The sequence below is a fragment of the Meiothermus sp. CFH 77666 genome (genome assembly GCF_017497985.1).
Classification (GTDB): domain Bacteria; phylum Deinococcota; class Deinococci; order Deinococcales; family Thermaceae; genus Meiothermus.
Genome location: NZ_JAGDFV010000025.1, coordinates 1 through 17,372, shown reverse-complemented (window position 1 = coordinate 17,372; position 17,372 = coordinate 1). Strand labels below are relative to the sequence as shown.

Annotated in this window: 16 protein-coding genes; 5 read left to right on the top strand and 11 right to left on the bottom strand. The window is 62.6% G+C overall.

Features of this window, described 5'->3' with window-relative positions; all coding sequences use genetic code 11:
* Positions 1–44: 44 nt before the first annotated feature.
* From J3L12_RS12595 to J3L12_RS12575, 5 genes are all read right to left on the bottom strand, one after another.
* Positions 45–2,072, bottom strand: coding sequence for a M3 family metallopeptidase (locus J3L12_RS12595; protein WP_208015412.1), 2,028 nt, complete (start codon positions 2,070–2,072; stop codon positions 45–47).
* Positions 2,073–2,117: 45 nt separating this feature from the next.
* Positions 2,118–3,254: a DegT/DnrJ/EryC1/StrS family aminotransferase gene (locus J3L12_RS12590; RefSeq protein ID WP_208015411.1), complete on the bottom strand. Its 1,137-nt coding sequence runs from the start codon at positions 3,252–3,254 to the stop codon at positions 2,118–2,120.
* 75 nt (positions 3,255–3,329) lie between these two features.
* Complete coding sequence (locus J3L12_RS12585) at positions 3,330–4,463, bottom strand: LptF/LptG family permease (RefSeq protein ID WP_208015410.1); 1,134 nt, start codon at positions 4,461–4,463, stop codon at positions 3,330–3,332.
* Positions 4,460–6,193: a hypothetical protein gene (locus tag J3L12_RS12580; protein ID WP_347708896.1), complete on the bottom strand. Its 1,734-nt coding sequence runs from the start codon at positions 6,191–6,193 to the stop codon at positions 4,460–4,462. Before J3L12_RS12580 ends, J3L12_RS12585 begins: the two co-directional genes overlap by 4 nt.
* 39 nt (positions 6,194–6,232) lie before the next feature.
* Positions 6,233–6,856, bottom strand: coding sequence for a hypothetical protein (locus J3L12_RS12575; RefSeq protein ID WP_208015409.1), 624 nt, complete (start codon positions 6,854–6,856; stop codon positions 6,233–6,235).
* Between the two features lie 254 nt (positions 6,857–7,110).
* Here J3L12_RS12575 and J3L12_RS12570 point away from each other — a divergent pair, with 254 nt between their 5' ends.
* Positions 7,111–8,193, top strand: coding sequence for an N-acetylmuramoyl-L-alanine amidase (locus J3L12_RS12570; RefSeq protein WP_208015408.1), 1,083 nt, complete (start codon positions 7,111–7,113; stop codon positions 8,191–8,193).
* Here J3L12_RS12570 and J3L12_RS12565 read toward each other — a convergent pair.
* Positions 8,176–8,862 (bottom strand): HAD family hydrolase, encoded by a 687-nt coding sequence (locus J3L12_RS12565; RefSeq protein WP_208015407.1) that lies wholly within the window; start codon positions 8,860–8,862, stop codon positions 8,176–8,178. The two genes, J3L12_RS12570 and J3L12_RS12565, sit on opposite strands and share 18 nt — an antisense overlap.
* A gap of 175 nt (positions 8,863–9,037) precedes the next feature.
* Between J3L12_RS12565 and J3L12_RS12560 the strand changes: the two genes are divergently transcribed.
* The 4 genes from J3L12_RS12560 (at position 9,038) to J3L12_RS12545 (ending at position 12,595) form a co-directional block, all read left to right on the top strand.
* Positions 9,038–9,913, top strand: coding sequence for a phosphate/phosphite/phosphonate ABC transporter substrate-binding protein (locus tag J3L12_RS12560; RefSeq protein WP_208015406.1), 876 nt, complete (start codon positions 9,038–9,040; stop codon positions 9,911–9,913).
* 96 nt (positions 9,914–10,009) lie between these two features.
* On the top strand, positions 10,010–10,768 hold the full coding sequence (gene phnC, locus J3L12_RS12555; protein WP_208015405.1) for a phosphonate ABC transporter ATP-binding protein: 759 nt from the start codon (positions 10,010–10,012) through the stop codon (positions 10,766–10,768).
* Entirely contained in the window at positions 10,765–12,396 is a 1,632-nt protein-coding gene (gene phnE, locus J3L12_RS12550) for a phosphonate ABC transporter, permease protein PhnE (protein ID WP_208015404.1), read from the top strand. The genes phnC and phnE overlap by 4 nt, the downstream gene beginning before the upstream one ends.
* Positions 12,362–12,595 (top strand): galactose oxidase-like domain-containing protein, encoded by a 234-nt coding sequence (locus J3L12_RS12545; protein ID WP_208015403.1) that lies wholly within the window; start codon positions 12,362–12,364, stop codon positions 12,593–12,595. The genes phnE and J3L12_RS12545 overlap by 35 nt, the downstream gene beginning before the upstream one ends.
* 88 nt (positions 12,596–12,683) lie before the next feature.
* Here the strand turns inward: J3L12_RS12545 and J3L12_RS12540 are convergent, their stop codons facing one another.
* From J3L12_RS12540 to J3L12_RS12520, 5 genes are all read right to left on the bottom strand, one after another.
* Complete coding sequence (locus J3L12_RS12540; RefSeq protein ID WP_208015402.1) at positions 12,684–13,631, bottom strand: acetyl-CoA carboxylase carboxyltransferase subunit alpha; 948 nt, start codon at positions 13,629–13,631, stop codon at positions 12,684–12,686.
* A gap of 83 nt (positions 13,632–13,714) precedes the next feature.
* Positions 13,715–14,569, bottom strand: coding sequence for an acetyl-CoA carboxylase, carboxyltransferase subunit beta (gene accD / locus J3L12_RS12535; protein ID WP_208015401.1), 855 nt, complete (start codon positions 14,567–14,569; stop codon positions 13,715–13,717).
* A 95-nt stretch (positions 14,570–14,664) separates the two neighbouring features.
* Positions 14,665–15,633 carry a M23 family metallopeptidase gene (locus tag J3L12_RS12530; RefSeq protein ID WP_208015400.1) on the bottom strand — a complete coding sequence of 323 codons (969 nt, stop codon included), beginning with the start codon at positions 15,631–15,633 and terminating at the stop codon, positions 14,665–14,667.
* Positions 15,634–15,713: 80 nt separating this feature from the next.
* Positions 15,714–16,106, bottom strand: a complete 393-nt coding sequence (locus tag J3L12_RS12525; protein ID WP_208015399.1) for a polymer-forming cytoskeletal protein — start codon at positions 16,104–16,106, stop codon at positions 15,714–15,716.
* Positions 16,107–16,267: 161 nt separating this feature from the next.
* A complete protein-coding gene (locus J3L12_RS12520; RefSeq protein ID WP_208015398.1) occupies positions 16,268–17,170 on the bottom strand; it encodes a M23 family metallopeptidase in 903 nt (300 codons plus the stop codon).
* Positions 17,171–17,372 lie beyond the last annotated feature (202 nt).

The following is a 17,372-nucleotide window of genomic DNA, read 5'->3' as shown; positions in this document are numbered from 1 at the left end:
AAACTCTTTTGAACCCTCGTCAAGCTCAAAAACGACCCAAGTTTTCAGTCCAACAACCCCGAACGGGCCAGCAGGGCCTTGGAGTCGGGGTCGCGGCCCAGGAAGCGGCGGAAGAGCTCGGCGGGGTCTACCGCGTTGCCCTTGCTCAGGATGTGGGTAATGAAGTCCTCGCCGGTCTGGCGATTGAAGATGCCCTCAGTCTTGAAGCGCGAGAAAGCGTCGGCGTCGAGCACCTCCGACCATTTATAGGAGTAGTAGCCCGCCGCATAGCCTACGGGATGTCCGAAGAGATGGGCAAACCCGGCCACAAAGGCATAATCCTCGGGGAGGGGAGCCGGTACAAAAGGCTGCATAACCTGCCGGGCGTACTGCATCACATCGCCATCGCTGGGGGTGTAGTGCACATGCAGGGCAAGGTCGAGCATGCCAAAGGACAACTGCCGCATCCCCAGGTTGGCGGCCCAGTAGTTGCGGGCCCGCAGCATCTTTTCAAAAAGTGCATCGGGGATGGGCTCACCGGTCAGGTAGTGGCGGGCAAACAGGTCCAGGGCCTCGCGTTCCCAGCACCAGTTCTCCATGATCTGGCTGGGCAGCTCCACAAAGTCGCGGGCGACCTGGGTGCCTACCAGGCTCCGCGCCTCGACGCTCGAGAGGGCCAGGTGCAGCAGGTGGCCGAACTCGTGGAAGACGGTTTCGACCTCGCGGTGGGTGAGCAGGGCGGGCTGGTTGCCCACCGGGGGCGTCAGGTTGCCGCACATCAGGCCCAGGTGGGGCTCGGTGGTCTCGCCGGAGCGCACCCCCCGGATGAGCGAGTTCATCCAGGCCCCGCCGCGCTTGTTCTCGCGGGGGTGCCAGTCGGTGAAGAAACGGCAGATTCGCTGGCCCTTGCGGTAAATCTCGTAGGTCTTGACCTCAGGGTGCCAGGTTTTGATCCCCTCGACCTCGAGCACCTCCAGGCCAAACACCCGCCGAACAATCTCAAAAAGGCCCTCGAGCACCCGTGGCAGGGCAAAGTAAGGGCGCAACTCTTCTTCGTCGAAGTCGTAGAGGGCTTTGCGCTGTTTTTCGGCGTAGTAGGCGATGTCCCAGGGCGCCAGGGGGGGTGCCTGGGGGCCCTCCATTTCTCGCCGGAAAGCCTGCAAGGCTTCAATTTCCTTGTGGAAGTAGGGCTCGTAGGCGGCCCGCAAGTCCTGCTCGAAGCGCAGGGCGGTTTCGGCCTTGCCCGCCATGCGGTTTTCCAGCACGTAGTCGGCAAAATTGGCGTAGCCCAGCAGCGCGGCCTTCTCGCGTCGCAGGGCCAGGATTTCATCAATCAGCGGGCGGTTGTCGCGGCCTGGTTCGGTGGCGCGGGTGTAGTAGGCCAGGTAGACCTGTTTGCGGATGGCGGGGTCGTCCAGATAGGTCTGGATGGCCAGAAAGCTGGGCTGTTGCAGGGTGAAGCGGTAGCCCTCCCGTCCCCTGGAGCGGGCACTCTGGCGGGCGGCCTCGAGGGCACTCCTGGGTAGCCCGGCCACCTGGGTTTCGTCCAGGTAAAGCTCCCAGTCGGCGGTGGAGTCGGTGAGGTTTTGCTCGAACTGGGTGGTAATCTCCGAAAGGCGGGTGTTGAGGGCCTCGAGGCGGGCCTTTTTATCGGGCGGGAGGTCGGCTCCCTGACGGCGGAACTCGTCCAGGCGGAGCTTGAGGAAACGGGCCCAGTCCGGCGAGAGCTGGGCGGCTTCGGGGGTCGCGGCAAAGGCCTTGAGGGCCTCGTACAGTTCGGCGGAAATCTGCACCCTGGTGCTGAAGGCGCTGATGGAAGGGATGATGGCATTGTAGGCGGCCCGCAGCTCGGGGCTCGAGACCACGCTCTCGAGGTGGGCTACCAGGGTAAAGGCATAGCCCAGGGTCTCTCCCAGCCGATCCAGGGCCAGCAGGGTATTCTCGAAGGTGCGCGGCCCCTCCACCTTCAGGATGGCCTGAAACTCTTCTTCGGCTCGGGCGAGCAGGGTCTGGATGGCGGGTTCGATGTGCTGGGGCTGGATTTCGTCAAACGGAATATCGTAGCGAATCTCCAGCAAAGGGTTCTCCGACATAGCACCCCAGTATAAGCGGGACTGGGTATAAAGAATGTGCAGCTTTTAGGCGTAACTTCGAACCGCCTGAATCACGGCTTCGACCTGGGCCTCCTGCAAAAAAGGATGCATGGGCAGGCTCAGCACCTCGCGGGCGGCGGCCTCGGCGGCGGGGAGCGCCCCTTCTGGGGCCAGGTCGCGGTAGGCCGGTTGCAGATGGGCCGGAACCGGGTAGTGGACGCTGCTACCGATACCCTGGTCTTTCAGGTAAGCGGCCAGCCGGTCGCGCTCGGGGTGGCGCACGGTGTACTGGTGGTAGATGTGCAGGGCGTAGGGCATCTCGCAGGGAACCTGCACCCTGTCCCGAAGCCCCTGGTGGTACATCTGGGCAATTTGGCGGCGACGGGCGTTCCAGGTGTCCAGGTAGGGCAGCTTCACCCGCAGAATGGCCGCCTGCAAGGCGTCGAGCCTCGAGGTGTAGCCGGCGGGCCGTACATGGTGGTAGCGCACCCGGGAGCCGTGGGCGGCCAGGAGGCGCGACTCTTCGGCAATGGACTCGCTTTGGGTGGCAATAAAGCCCCCGTCGCCATAGGCGCCCAGGTTCTTGGTGGGGTACAGGCTGAAAGCCCCGGCATCGCCCAGGGTTCCGGCCAGCGGCTGGGGGCAGTCGCAGGCCCGGCCCACGGGGTGCTGGCAGCCAGAAGCACAGTAGCGGGCCCCGATGGCCTGAGCGGCGTCTTCCAGTACCCGCAAACCATGCTGCTGGGCGAAGGCCCGAATTTCCTGCATGGGCGCGATCTGTCCATAGAGGTGCACCGGCAGAATGGCCCTGGTGCGCGGGGTGAGGGCTGCCTCCAGCAGTGCGGGGTTCAGGTTGTAGTGCTGGGGGTCAATATCCACCAGCACCGGCCTGGCCCCCACATGCAGGATGGCCTCGAGGGTGGCAATGAAGGTAAAGGGGGTGGTAATGACCTCATCCCCCGGCCCAATGCCCATGGCCCTGAGGGCAATGAAGAGCGCGTCGGTGCCAGAACCACAGGTCACCACATGGGGCACCTTCAGATAGGCCGCCAGCTCGCTTTCCAGGGCGGCCACTTCGGGGCCCCCCACAAACCCGCCCGAAGACAGCACCCGTTCCATTGCGGCATCAATTTCACTTTTGAGCTCGAGGTACTCCTGCTTCAGATCCAATATCGGAATCATTCAACACACCTGGCGTTTAGCTTAGTACATGGTGGCAACTTTTTTGCTGACAGGCCGTCTGCCAGCCTGCGGTTTTCAGCGATAAACACCCTTCCCCAGCCAGAGACCCGCCGCCAGGCCCAGCAGGTTGGCAGCCCAGGCGGCCAGTTCGGGGGGCAGGGGGCTCGAGAGGGCCAGCACCTTGCCGGTGCTGAAAGCCACGTAGTAGGCAATGGTAAGCACCAGGGCCAGGGCCAGAGCGGTACCGGGGCTGGTGGCCCGGCGTACCGCAATGGGCAGGGCCAGGATGAGCACCATCAGGTTGCCCAGGGCCAGGGCAATGCTGGAATGCCACTGGGCCTTGGCTTCGCGCCGTTCGCGGGGCGGGGTACTGGGGTCCTGGAGTTTGCGCCACCACTCCGAAAGCGAGACCGGCGTCTCGAAGCCGCCCCCGGCGTACTGGGCTTCCAGGTCTTCGCGGCTACGGGAGAGCCGTACCGAAAGCTCGGCGCCGGCCTGGCCGATGTTCTGGGCCCGGAAGACCTCTCGCAAGCCGGTTTCGGCCTGCTCGAGGGTGGCAAACTCGGGGAGGGGCAGGCGGGCAAAGTCCAGGGTAAACACCTTGTAGTTCCGAAACACCATCACCGAGCCCTGTAAGCGGGCGCTCTGGGCCAGAATTACGGTCATGGTCTGGCCCTGCCAGCGCTCGAGGCGCACCTGCTGTAACTCATCTTTGGCTGCATCGAAACCCTCAAAGCGCAGGGTGTAGTCACCCACCGAAAGCTCACGCCCGACCAGGCGAAACTGAGCGGTGCGTTCGGGTACGAGTTCGTTCCAGTACACCAGCGCCGTGGCCCGGTTGGCCCAGGGCACCACCCACTCCGAGAGCACCAGCGAGAGCCCGCTCAAGAGGAGCCCCCCCAGCAAAAAGAGTCGGGCGGTACGCAGCACCGAGATGCCGCCGGCCTGCATCACCAGGAGCTCGTTCTCCCGTGCCAGTCGTCCAAAAGTCAGCAGAATCGAAAGGAGACCCGCAATGGGTAGCGCCTGCACCGAGGCGGCCGGCACCTGCAAGGCCAGCCACTTGAGGATGCTACCCAGCTCGGCGGTGCCCATCCACTGCGCCCTGGGCAGAATATTGCTGATCAGGCCGAAGCCCACATACAGCACCAGCCCGAACAAAAAAACCGGCACGGCTTCGCGGAGGATGTAACGATCCAGGTGGGTCATCGAATTTCCAGCCCAAAAGTAAATTTGCCGCTGGCCACCTCGCCTGGCTGCTGGGCCAGACGGATTTCCTGGTAGCCCAGCCGCCAGATAAAGCAGCAGTCGGCGTAGCGCAGTTCCAGACCCCAGCGGCTTACGCCCTGGCGCAGGAAATCATACCCGAGGAAGGGGGTCAGGTTGAGGTCGTAGGTGCAGGAGAGCTGAACCGGCGTGAAGCCCAGCACCAGTTCCCGGCGCTCCCAGTCGTCGCGCCCGTTGCTCAGGGTTTTGCCCACGCAGTTCCAGCAGGTGTGGAGCCTGGCCCAGACCTCGCCATAGTCCCGCGAAAAACCAATCCGCAGGCTGGCCTCGGTCTGGCTCTTCAGGAAATCGTGTTCAGCCTCGAGCTCCAAAAGAGGCCTTGGCAAAACCCCATCACCAAGGCCAGTGCTCATAGAATGCTCGCGCTTGCCGGCCTCGAGGCCGAGCCCCGCGTAGCGCAGGCTGCCGGAGAGCTTCTGGGTGGCCTCGCGGCGCTCGAGCCAGAAGCGCCCGGGGGTGGACTCAATGGCCCAGGTATAGCCTATCCGCAGGGCGAAATCGCCCTCGTAGCGGCCCTCGGCCTGCCCGCCGTAGGCCACATACTGCTGGGGCTGGTTGTAGAAACCCAGCACCCCAAAAGGCTCGAGGCGGAAGTGAAAGGGCCCCTCCTGTACCTCGAAGGTGTAGCGCAGTTCGGCCCCTGCTGCCAGGCCCTGGGTCTGGCTGGTGGGGGTGCCGTCGGGCCAGTCCTGGGCGGCCCAGGCATAGGGCACCAGGGTAAAGCGCCCCAGGGCAAAAGCCTGTTTGAGCCCGAAGGCATAGCGGCCCAGTTCGCTATCGTGCACAAAAAACAAAGGGCCGTCCACCACCTCACCCCGGCTGGCCACGCCGCTGGGCTTGCTATCGAATTGCAGGCTGGCCCGGCGGTTCTTTTCCTGGACGGCCAGGCCCAGCCGCAGGATGGGGTCGGGGCTGCCCAGGCGCAGGCCCAGCAGGGTGATTCGGGTGGAGAACTTGCCAGAACGTCCCCCTGCATCGGGCAGGGGAAACTCACTCAGGCCCACATTCAAGCCCTGGTCAAAGTCGAGGCGAACCGGCAGGGCCAGGGGGGCTTCGGCGCCCGATGGGGTGAGCCCCAGGTTCTCGCCAAGGGGCTGGTTGGGATTGAGCCGCAGCTCGCTAAAGCGGGCCAGGCCGAAGGCATAGACCTCGAGCCGACTTTCCTCCAGTACGATCTCCCCGCTCTGGGTATCGAAGCGCAGGGTCTCGGACAGGAGCCGCAGGTCGTCGCCGCACTTGCAGGTGGTGGCCCGAATCCCGCTGGCCTGCAAAACCTGGCCCTTAATGCGGCTTTCTTCCGCCCAGAAGCGGTAGCGAGCGGTTTCTACCTCGATTTGCCGGGCGGTCAGTTCGCCGCTGGCCTGGTCGTAGCGCAGGCTGGGGGCCTGCAGCAACAAACCTTTGGTCTCTAAACAGGCCCCGTCGCTGAAGATGGCCACCTCGCCATCAAATTCAAGGTTCCCCCCACCCGCCAGCCCCTCGGGGGTCTCGAGGGTGTAGGGCTGCTCCGCACAGGGGATTGGGCTGGCTGGGGAGGCCCAGGCCAGGCCACTGAACAGCAAGGTCAGGAAAAGCAAAGGGGAGAGGGCGCAGGGGAGAAGGGGTTTTGCTGCCCCCTGGCCCTTTGCTCCTGTACCTGTTGTGGGCCCCACGCCCGGAGCCCTGTACCCTTCGCTCCCCATCCACACGCCCTACAGTTTATCGGCGTAGGGGCGCAGGCGGTTCAAGACCTCGGCAGGCACGCGGGTGTTGGCCCGCACCTTGCCGTCGGCAAAGGTGAGCAGCAGGTTGCTGTCGGGGCGGTTGCCCCGCAGGGTGCTTGCGCCGTCCCGATAGGTGAACACCCCCAGCACCAGGGCCTGGTCTTTGGCGGTGTCTACCACCAGGGTACTGGCCTCGAGCACCGGGTCGCTCGAGCGCACCTCGCCTTTGAGCACCAGCACGTCCTCTTTGAGCAGCAAGCCCTGCTGGGCCGTGAGGGCCTTGAACTCTTTGGAGCTAAAGCGCACCCCGTTCATTCGCAGGGTATCGGGCTTTTGCAGGTACTCGAGGCTCGTAGCGGCAAACTCGCCCTCCCTGGCCTTGAGGGTGGCGCCCTGGGCCTTGATAAAGTCGCCGTCGCGGTACTGGATGTAGCGGGCTTCCAGCACCAGCCCGCTCTTGTTGTCGGTGATGGTGCCGCCGGTGGGCAAAGTATAGATGCCGGTGCCCACATCCAGTTCCGAGTTGCCCCTGGGCCTCACCTCGAAGCCCGCAAAGCGCGAAGCCACTGCAACCAACGACAGAAGGGTAAACAAAACCATCCAGCGCTTCATTCCATCCATCCTAGGGTCTCCGGGATGAACCGAATGAGCAAAACATCAACACGGCCACAAAGCCGACTCCTGATGCACAAAAGAAGCCGGGGCACATACCGGAAAGCCTAAAGCCGAAGGCTGAAAGCTAAAAGAAGCCGATGGCCAAGAACCGTTGGCGAAGTGTACGCAGGTGGCATTGCTGTGCAAACCTGTGGAGACCGGGGTCAAATCTTCAAAAAGAACGTGGGTTTTTCGGCTATACTCGCAAATAGATGCGGTTATTGGCCTTTCTGATCGTAATTCTGGCTCCGGCTCTGGCGTTCCCCAGGCTGGGCCTGCACGAAGGCTACACCCGATTGGTCTTCGACCTCGAGGCCAAAACGCAGTACCAGATTTCGCAAACGCCCGACACCCTGACCCTTCGCTTTAGCGGCGTGACCCCAAGCGCCAGCGATACCGATGTCAGCTCGCCCCAGGTCGCCTCTTATCAGGTGGTGCCTGCGGCGGGGGGTGCCACGGTGTTTGTTCGTCTGCGCCCCAATGTAGAGGTCAAGACCACGGTGCTGAACGATGGGAACCGGCGGCGCCTGGTGGTGGATGTGGTGAGCGTGACCCAGCCCGCCCCGAACCCACCGCAAGCGTCCTCCCGCCCAGAGCCCCCCAAACCCCGCACCCAGCCCAAGATTGTGGTGATTGATGCGGGGCACGGCGGTATAGACCCCGGCGCGGTGGGTTTTGTGGTAGAGAAGGAGGTCACCCTCGACCTGGCCCTGCGCCTGCAAAAACTACTGCAACAGGAAGGAATCGAGGTGCTCCTGACCCGCAGCACCGACACCCACCTTTCCCCCGACAAGGCCACCGATCTGGGCATGCGGGCCGAGATGGCCAACTCCAAGCGCAACCTCTTTATCTCGATTCACGTCAACAGCGCCCCCAATGCGGCCCAGGGCATCGAGACCTACTATTTCGGCCACACCATAGACCCTAGCCTGCTGGCCCAGGTGATCCGCGAAAACGGTGGGGGCGAGGTGGGCCGCCGCCTGACCCGCGAGGCTCAGAGCGTGGGGGAGCGGCTGGTGCGGGATCTGATTGCCCAGTCCAACCTCAAGTTCTCCCGTCAACTGGCCCATCTGGTACAGGCGGCCATGCTTCAGGCCACCGGCGCGGTAGACCGGGGGGTGCGCCAGGCCCCGTTCTACGTGATTCGCAATGCCCGCATCCCGGCCATTCTGGTCGAGGTAGGCTTTGCCAACCACCCCGAGGAGGGCCGCCGCCTCCAGAAAAGCGAGTATCGGCAGGCTCTGGCCGAGGCCCTGGCAAAGGGCATCCTGCGTTTTCTAAATAACGGTGGGTAGCCGGGCGCGGCCCCACTCCCGGGCCATGGGCAGCAGATCCCAAAGGGGCAGGTTGCAAAGGCAGTCCAGCACCAGGTGGGCCTGGCTCAAATCCAGGTGCCGGGTGAGGGCGTTGGGGATGACCACCGTAAAAGCCCCCGCCGACCTGGCCGCCCGTACCCCGTTCTGGGAGTCCTCGAGCACAATGGTTTCGTGGGGCGCTACCCCGAGCCCCTCGGCAGCCCGCAAAAAGAGGGCCGGGTCGGGCTTGGTCAGGGCCACATCTTCCTTGGTGCGGATCACCTGGAAGTGCGGTAGCAACCCCAGCCGCTCCAGGTGTCCTTCCACCCAGGCCCGCCTCGAGCTGCTTGCCACGGCCAGCTTGAGGCCCATCGCCTGGGCGGCCTCGAGGTAGTCCAGCACCCCCGGCAGGGGCTTCAGGCTCTGGTTGAGGGATTGTTTGCGCTGCCCCACCCAGTCTTCGATGCCCTCCTTGTCCAGCAGCCTGCCCAGCAGCTTTTCCAGGTGGCCCGCAGGGTCGAAAGGAAGCGAGTTGTTGCCGATAAAGGGGAGCCAGTAGTCCAGCGAAAGCTCGGCTCCGTGCTGCTGGTAAACCTCCTGCCAGGCCTGGAACTCGGTGCTTTCGGTGTCGAGGATGGTGCCGTCGAAGTCGAAGATAAGAGCTTTCATCTTTGTGAAGTGTACTTCATGTTCTGGGGCTGGGCGGGTAGAGAACTCGAGTGGATGGTCTCACAACCGACGCGGATTTTTCTCAAAACCACTTCAACTTACAAACTACATTCAGGCCAGGTACAACTTTGACCTGATTCAATTTTGACAGAAGCTGGTGTAGGCTAGGCGGCGTATGAAGCGTAACTTGCTTTTCCTTCTGGCCTTGCTGGTCTTTGGCCTGTCAGTGGGTTTGGCACAAAACCCGGTCAAAATTCGCATCGGCTTCAACCCCACCCAGAACTCCGACCAGCTTCGTCCGGCGGCCCAGGCCATTGCAGACTACCTGGAACGCCGCTTCCAGGGGGCCATCGAGGTAGAAATCTTCATCCCCACCGAGTACCGGGGTCTCATCGAGGCCATGCGCGGCGGCAACCTCGACTTCGCCTTCTTTCCGCCCGACGGCTACGTGATTGCCAACCAGGATGTGGGAGCTCAGGTGCTCCTCAAGAGCGTGCGCGGCACCAGCCCCTATTACTGGAGCGCCATTGTGGTGCGCAAGGACTCGGGCATCAAGAGCCTGCAGGGCCTGGACGGCAAGAGCATTGCCTGGGTAGACAAGAACTCGGCGGCAGGCTATGTCTTTCCCCGTGCGGCGGTGGTGGGGGCTGGCCTCGACCCGGATAAGCTTTTTGCCAAACAGACCTTTGCGGGTCGCCATGACGCTTGTGTACTGGCCGTGCTGAACAAATCGGTGGATGCCTGTGCTACCTTCGCCAACGACACCCGCAACAAAAGCGGCGCCTGGACGCAGTTCCTCAAACCCGAGGAAGCTGCCCAGCTGACGGCTATCTTCTACTCCAGGCCCATTCCGGGAGACACCTTCTCGGTCTCTAAGCAGTTCATAACCAAATACCCCACCCTTTCACGGGGTATTGCGGCGGCCTTGCAGGGTATCAAGACCCCCGAAAACAGGCTCCTGTTCAACCTTTACCGCATTGACTACATGATCCCTGCCCAGGACTCCGACTACGACGTGGTGCGGCAGGCCCGTAAAGTGGCCGGGCAGTAGAGGCCTGCAAATCTACCCGAGTACCCATGCCCCCAGGTTTTGGCTGGGGGCTTATGATTTGCATGGCATGAAAGCGATGCTTGATGGAGAAGACGCATGATTGAAATACGCAACCTCAACCAGACCTTCAGTACCGCCAAGGGACCGCTCAAGGTGCTGATGGATGTGAACCTGGATATCCCCCAGGGCGATTTTGTGGCCATTATCGGACGCTCGGGGGCGGGCAAGAGCACCTTCCTGCGCACCCTGAATGGGCTCTTAATTCCCACCACTGGATCGGTAGTGGTGAATGGCACCGACATTACCAGGCTGCCCAAGCGCGAGTTGCAAAAGTACCGCCGCACCGTGGGCTTTATCTTTCAGCAGTTCAACCTGGTCAACCGCCTGAGCACCCTGGACAACGTTCTGCATGGCCGCCTGGGCTACCTCCCGACCTGGCGCGGTTTGCTGGGCCTTTACAACGAAGTGGATTATCGGATTGCTCGAGAGCAGCTTCAGCGCGTGGACCTGGCGGCCAAGGAAAACGCTCGAGTGGACTCGCTCTCGGGAGGACAGCAACAACGGGTGGCCATTGCCCGGGCCATGGCCCAGCAACCCACCCTGATGCTGGCCGACGAGCCCGCCGCCAACCTCGATCCGGTTTTGTCGGAGGAGGTGATGCGTACCCTCAAGCGCTTCAACGAGCAGGACAGGGTAACGGTGGTGATTAACATTCACGCCCTCGACCTGGCCCTCAAATACGCCAAACGCATTATTGCCTTCAAGCGGGGGCGGGTGGTGTTCGATGGACTGCCCGCAGAGCTTTCCGAGGACATGGTGGACGACCTCTACGAACGCAAGGAGATGCTGGCATGAACGAGCTACTCCTTTACGCCCTGTTGGGGGTATTGCTGGCGGTGCTGGCGGGCGTGGCCAAGGGTTCCATGCGCCGCTGGATAATTGGCGCCGGGCTGGCCTTGCTGGTGGTCTTTGCGGCCTTCCCCTTCAGCCGGGCCCGGGGCTTTTTGAGCCGCGATACCGTAGACCCCACCCTGCTGGCCCTGGTGCCCACCCTTCCGCTGCTGCTCTTGATTCCGCTGGGGGTGCTGCTCGCGCTGCTGCTGGCCCGTCGGGGTGGGCAGGCGGCAGGGCTGGGCGGGGTGCTGGGCGGTGCCGCGACCCTTGCGGCCGCCGGTTGGTGGTACGCCAAGCCTGTGCAGATCGCTAAACTCTATCCGGTCGAGGGTCTGATTGAGCTGCTCTTGGCCCTGGGGGTGGCGGGCTCGGTAGCCCTGCTGTCCTTCAGTCGCCCAAAGCAGCGGGTTCCCATCCTGATCGGGGCGGTAGTGGCGGGGGTGCTGGCCTTCCTGTGGTTCCACGCGCCCCAGGGGGGTGGGGCCTACCTGCCCAAGAGCCTGGGCTATTACAAGCTGCTCTTTCCCACGCCGCCCACCACCCAGCAAGAAATCGCCGACGCCTACAACCGGGCGCTACCCGAACTCAACGCCATCCGCAAGGAACTGGGCCAGGACGAGCTGAAACCCATTCGGAGCCTGGCCGACCTGCAAGGGGCCATTCCGCAGCAAGCCTCGAGCGAAGGCTACCGCCTGGTGCAGCCGGCTACCACTCAGTACGGGGCTTTTGCGGTCTTTTTCCTGGCGGGGCTCATGCTGGGGGCCGGGCTCATGCAACTGCGCAACGCCAGCCTGCAAGAGCCCGACGACTTTCGCGCCGGCATCCTGATTGCCCTGGTGGCGAGCTTTCTGATTCCGGCTTTCGATGCCACCGAGTTCGATCTGAACAAGCTGGTGGTGGGCTGGCCCTTCTTGCAGCAGTTTGCCGACAAAGCCTGGCCCCCCCTGCTGGCCGACCCTGGCGCGGAGCGCTATCCCTTGCAGGAGGTCTTGAGCCAGATTGCGGTCACGGTGCAGATGGCCCTGGTAGGCACCTTTCTGGCCGCCGTTTTTGCCATGCCCCTCTCGTTTCTGGCGGCCCGCAACGTGACCTCGGGTACGCCCCTGATGCGCTCGGTGTTCTATGTGACCCGCCTCTTTTTGAACGTGCTGCGGGGGGTGCCTACCCTGATTATTGCCCTGATTTTGGTAGCAGCGGTGGGCCTGGGGCCTTTTGCCGGGGTGATGGCGATTGCCATCCACTCCCTCACCGAACTGGGCAAGCTGTACTCGGAGGCTATCGAGAACGCCGACAAGGGGCCCGTGGAGGCTCTCGAGTCCACCGGCGCCTCGGGTGTGAATGTGGTGCGCTGGGCCATTTTGCCCCAGGTTTTGCCACTCTTTGTGTCCTATACCATCTACAACTTCGAGATCAACTTCCGCTCCTCGCTGGTGCTGGGGCTGGTAGGGGCCGGCGGCATCGGCTACTTCATCAACGAAAAGATGGCCTCGGGGCAGTACGACCAGATGATCGTGGGAGTGATTGCGATTGTGATTGTGGTGAATATCATTGACTTTGCTTCTTCGTGGCTGCGCAGCCGATTGGTCTGAACGTGACGGCGATTCCACCCACGCCTTCAACTACACCCAGCGCTTCCTGACCCTCTCGATCCAGTCCAGAGATACCACCAGCCTGACCGTAGCCGCGCCGGCCAATGCCAACCTGGCACCGCCCAACTTCTACATGGTGTCTGTCATTAATGCCAGCGGGGTGCCCTCGGTGGCCCGGATCGTGCGGGTCGGCCCATAAAGATTGCCCATCAACAGCCCCAGAGTCAACCCACCTGGGGCTGCTGGTTGCAGTGCTTTTGCAACCAGAGGGCTCCTGGCGGGTCAGTTCAGGTCTGGTAGCGCCCTAAGCCCCTGAAACGCCGGTAACGGTCTTCGAACAGCTCTTCCGGGCCGAGGCTCCTGAGTTCCGCCAGCGAGGCCAGCAGGGCTTGCTTGATGTTGGCCAGGGTGGCGGCGGGGTTGCGGTGGGCGCCGCCGCCGGGTTCGGGGATGATGCGGTCTACGATGCCGAGGCTCAGAAGGTCGGGGGCCGAGAGTTTGAGGGCTTCGGCAGCTTTGGCGGCCTCTTTGGCGTCGCGCCACAGGATGGCCGCGCAGGATTCGGGGGAGATCACCGAGTACCAGGCGTTTTCCAGAATCAGCACGCGGTTGCCCACCCCGATGGCCAGGGCGCCCCCCGAACCTCCTTCGCCCAGAATGATCGCAATGGCCGGCACCCGAAGGCGGGCCATGCGCTGGATGCTCTGGGCAATCACCCAGGCCTGGCCACGCTCCTCTGCGGAGATGCCGGGGTATGCACCGGGGGTATCAATAAAGGCGATAAAAGGGCGGCCAAAGCGGTCGGCCAGATCCATCAGGCGCATGGCCTTACGGTAGCCCTCGGGATGGGGCATGGCGAAGTTGCGTTTGATGTTTTCCTTGGTGTCGCGGCCCTTCTGGTGGCCTACCACCACCACGGAGGTGCCTTCCAGGCGGGCCAGCCCCCCTACCACGGCGGCATCCTCACCAAAGGTGCGATCTCCCGATAGTTCGACAAAATCGGTCATGATGCCGCCGATGACGTCCAGGGTGGTGGGGCGGCCAGGGGCCCGGGCCAGTTGCACCCGCTCCCAGCGCGAGAGGTTATCGAAGGTTTCCGATTTGAGTTGAGCGAGGCGCTCGCGCAGGACTTGTAGCTCCCCCGAGAGGTCTACCCCGCTGCTGGCGGCGAACCCCTCGAGCTCGGCAATTTTGGCCTCGAGCTCTTCGATGGGCTTTTCAAACTCAAGCGGCATGGACACCCCCTTCGGGCGTGCTGGACGTCGGCCACCCTGGGTCGAGGGTAATACTGTGACCCCTGACCCCTGACCCCTGACCCCTATCCAGCATGGTTCACCGTCCTGGGATGCAGTAGCTTGAGCACCATCGCAACCGTTTCTTTGAGCTGGCGGCGGTCTACGACCTGGTCTACCATGCCGTGCTTGAGCAGAAACTCCGAACGCTGGAAGCCTTCGGGCAAGTCCTGGCGGATGGTCTGCTTAATGACCCGCGGCCCGGCAAAGCCAATCAAGGCGCCGGGTTCGGCCAGAATCACGTCGGCAATGGCCGCAAAACTGGCCGTTACCCCGCCCGTGGTAGGGTCGGTAAGGATCGAGACATAGGGCAGTTTTTGGGCCCAGAGCCGGTCTAGCGCCAGGGTGGTTTTGGCCATCTGCATCAGCGAGAGAGCGGCTTCCTGCATCCGCGCTCCCCCCGAGACCGAGACGATCACCACTGCCCGGTTTTCCTGGGCGGCCAGCTCGATGCCACGGGTAATTTCCTCGCCCACCACGCTACCCATCGAGCCCCCTGCAAAGGCGTAGTCCATGGCCAGCAGCACGCTGGGCACACCGCCAATGGTGCAACGCCCACCCACGATGGCATCGGGGCGCCCGGCTTCTTTCTGGTAGCGCTCGAGGCGCTTGGGATAGGGCTCGGTGTCTACAAAGCCCAGGGGGTCGGCGGGTTTGAGGCCGGTGATCTGCTCGAAGGTGCCCACGTCTGCGAGCATCTCGATGCGCTTGTCGGCGGACATGCGCAGGTGGTGGTTGCATTTGGGGCAGACGTGCAGGTTGGTCTCGAGGTCTTTCTTGTAGATTTGCGCGTCGCACTTGGGGCACTTGACCCATAGCTCGGGAATATCCCTCGCCTCGCCCTGAGCCCGGCGACGGCGGAAAAGCCGCTCTAAGGCCATAACGCCCTATCTTATACCGCAGAATGAGAAAGGGGCGAAACCCCCCCTGCTTGAACGGGGTTCAAATTTTTGCCGAAAAATCGTTCCGCGCAAAACTACCGGCCAGAGGCATCGCCCACATAAGGCATGGGGTCAACCGCTACCCCGTAGCGATAAACCGTGTAATGCAGGTGCGGCCCGGTGGAACGCCCGGTAGAGCCCACAGCCCCAATCAGGCGGCTTTGCTCGACCTGCTGACCTTTTTCAACATACGACGACGAAAGGTGGCCGTACAGGGTGTGCAGGCCGTTGCCGTGGTCAATCAGTACCATCAGCCCAAAGATGGGGTTCCAGCCCATCTCGCTCACCGTACCGGAGGCTGTGGCATACACCGGCGTGCCCTCGGGGGCAGCAAAATCTACGCCGTTGTGGAACTCGTAGGCTCCTCCGCCAAAGGGGTTGGCGCGGTAGCCGAAGGTAGAGGTGAGACGGCTCTCGGCCAGCAAGGGCAGGCCGGTGGGTATAAACTGCGCCGGGTCGGGGGTTTGGGGTATACGGGCCAGGGGAGGGGGGGCGCGACGAAAAATGCGGCCTGGGCTGGGGTCGGGGGGGAGGGGGTTATGGAGGGCCAGGGCTGTGGCCTCGAGCTCCGCCGCAAAACCCCCTATCTGGGAACGCAGGCTAAGCAACAACTCGCCCAGCTCAATGGGTTCGCCCGCACCCCTGGGGGCATTTTCTGGCCTGGGAGGCGCCTGGTTGGGCTGGACGGGTTCGGGCACCAGGCGAATTCTGGGCAAGCCCGCCTTAACCCGCAGGCGGTTGATTTCGGCCTCCAGCACCTTCAGGCTTTGCTGCAGCTGTACCGCCTCGATGCTGTAGGCCTCGTTGCGGCTTTTTTCGGCCTCGAGCTCCAGACTCAGTTTGCGGGCCTGGGTTTCCAGCGCGGCCAGACGGGTGCGTTCGCTAAAACTTCGATCCCACCAAAAAAGCACCGCCGCAATCAGCAAGACCGGCAGCATAGCCACCACCCAGAGCGGTACTGTCAGGGTGACGCTCGAGGCAAGGGGGTGAGGCTCTTTCGCCATGACCCTACCAGCCTACTTCGGAAGGAGGCAGGGCCAGGTGATGCCTGACCAGGATTCACTCAGCTTTTGCTCTTCGGCTCTCAGCTATTACCGGCCTTGGTGCTCTGGGGTAAAGCCCTGGGTTCGCCGGTCTGGCTGCGACCCACGAAAACCGCGCCTGCCTCCACATCGAGCGACATGGCCCGCACATCGCCCTCCACCCGTGCGCTCTTGGTGATGTGTAGTTTGCCACTGGCGATGACCTGGGCGTTGATCTGCCCATGCACGATGATGTTGTTAGCCCTCACCTGTTCGCCCTCGATGTGGGCGTTGCTCCCGACCTCGAGGTCGCCCTCGACAATGATCGAACCCTTGACCTTCCCATCTATGCGGGCGCTACCCGCCGCCTTCAGGTTGCCTTCAATCTCACTGCCCTCGCTCACGTAGGTGAGCGCAGCTGGGTTGGGTTTACGTCCTCCGCCTAACACCGCCATAGTCTACACCCCTGCTTTCATCTGCGAACTTTTCACTTTCAAGTGAGCCCTTGCAAACCAACCCCTGGATCATACCCTGCGGAATCTGTCTATAAATTTTGTACAACTATTGCGTCCAGCACACAGTTAACACAAAAACCCTTGACCTTGATCTTGTGTGCTCAGTCCAGATACGCGGCGGGATTCACTTCGTCGCCGTTGCGGAAGACCGTGTAGTGCAGGTGCGGGCCGGTGGAGCGACCTGTCGAGCCGACCAACCCCACCAGGTCGCCGCGCTCGAGGCTTTGCCCTACCCGTACCGAAATAGAGGACAGATGACCATACAGGGTGCGGTAGCCATAGCCGTGATCCACCACCACGGCCAGACCAAAAGGCCCTTTCCAGCCTGCCTCAATCACCTCTCCGGCCCCGGTTACCCGTACGGCGGTGCCGTAGGAGGCGGGGAAATCAATCCCGTTGTGAAACTCAAAACCCCAGCCAAAAGGGCTGCGGCGGTAGCCAAAGTGCGAGGTGATACGGGTGTGCCCCCGAAGGGGGTAGCCATAGGGCATGGCGGCTTCCCGCTGGAGGGTTTCTGTGAGGGCAGGGGAGACTTCGCTCAGCTTTTGGGTAAAGGCCGCGGTCTGCTGGCTGGCGTACTTGAGAACATCCTCGAGTTCCACAGGAACCGAGGCGCCGCCACGCCCCCCGCTTTCGTTGCGGGTAGGTACGAGCTTGATTTTGGGCATTCCGGCCCGCTCGCGTAGGGTGTTAATCTCGGTTTCCAATACCTGCAACTGCCTGAGGATGCTCTGGGCATCCTGACTCAGGGCATTATTGCGGGTGCGTTCAGCCGCAAGTTGATTGTTAAGTTTGCGGGCCTGGTCTGAGAGGCTAACGAGCTGAATTTGCAGGTTGCGCATCTCAGCCGTGCGTTGCCAGAGCCAGATATTCAGTCCGCTCCAGGCCAGCAACGCCACGATTACTACCACCGGAATCCACACCGGTAACGATAAGGTTCGCGGGGCTGCGCCGGTTCGGGCTAACCACAGGGTGTACCGCACGGGGTGACGGCGAAGCGGCATCAGGTGCTATAAGTAACGCAGAGGTGTAACAAAAGTCAAGAGAGCTTTAATCCGTTACGTTAAAGCTCTCATCTGCAGGCTTTTATCATAATCACATATGAAAGCTGTCTCCATCCCCAGTCCGTTGCCGTATCTAGCCCAGATACCCGATTCCCGCGAGTACTTGAAAACCCATCATCGCTGGCAAGACCTGCTGCTGATC

Excerpts from the sequence above, each read along its gene's own strand:
- phnE (WP_208015404.1), top strand. The coding sequence starts at position 10,765 with ATGAACGAGCTACTCCTTTACGCCCTGTTGGGGGTATTGCTGGCGGTG.
- J3L12_RS12525 (WP_208015399.1), bottom strand. The coding sequence starts at position 16,106 with ATGGCGGTGTTAGGCGGAGGACGTAAACCCAACCCAGCTGCGCTCACC.
- J3L12_RS12560 (WP_208015406.1), top strand. The coding sequence starts at position 9,038 with ATGAAGCGTAACTTGCTTTTCCTTCTGGCCTTGCTGGTCTTTGGCCTG.
- J3L12_RS12520 (WP_208015398.1), bottom strand. The coding sequence starts at position 17,170 with ATGCCGCTTCGCCGTCACCCCGTGCGGTACACCCTGTGGTTAGCCCGA.
- J3L12_RS12575 (WP_208015409.1), bottom strand. The coding sequence starts at position 6,856 with ATGAAGCGCTGGATGGTTTTGTTTACCCTTCTGTCGTTGGTTGCAGTG.
- J3L12_RS12570 (WP_208015408.1), top strand. The coding sequence starts at position 7,111 with ATGCGGTTATTGGCCTTTCTGATCGTAATTCTGGCTCCGGCTCTGGCG.
- J3L12_RS12540 (WP_208015402.1), bottom strand. The coding sequence starts at position 13,631 with ATGCCGCTTGAGTTTGAAAAGCCCATCGAAGAGCTCGAGGCCAAAATT.
- J3L12_RS12595 (WP_208015412.1), bottom strand. The coding sequence starts at position 2,072 with ATGTCGGAGAACCCTTTGCTGGAGATTCGCTACGATATTCCGTTTGAC.
- J3L12_RS12565 (WP_208015407.1), bottom strand. The coding sequence starts at position 8,862 with ATGAAAGCTCTTATCTTCGACTTCGACGGCACCATCCTCGACACCGAA.
- J3L12_RS12585 (WP_208015410.1), bottom strand. The coding sequence starts at position 4,463 with ATGACCCACCTGGATCGTTACATCCTCCGCGAAGCCGTGCCGGTTTTT.
- J3L12_RS12530 (WP_208015400.1), bottom strand. The coding sequence starts at position 15,633 with ATGGCGAAAGAGCCTCACCCCCTTGCCTCGAGCGTCACCCTGACAGTA.
- accD (WP_208015401.1), bottom strand. The coding sequence starts at position 14,569 with ATGGCCTTAGAGCGGCTTTTCCGCCGTCGCCGGGCTCAGGGCGAGGCG.
- J3L12_RS12590 (WP_208015411.1), bottom strand. The coding sequence starts at position 3,254 with ATGATTCCGATATTGGATCTGAAGCAGGAGTACCTCGAGCTCAAAAGT.
- phnC (WP_208015405.1), top strand. The coding sequence starts at position 10,010 with ATGATTGAAATACGCAACCTCAACCAGACCTTCAGTACCGCCAAGGGA.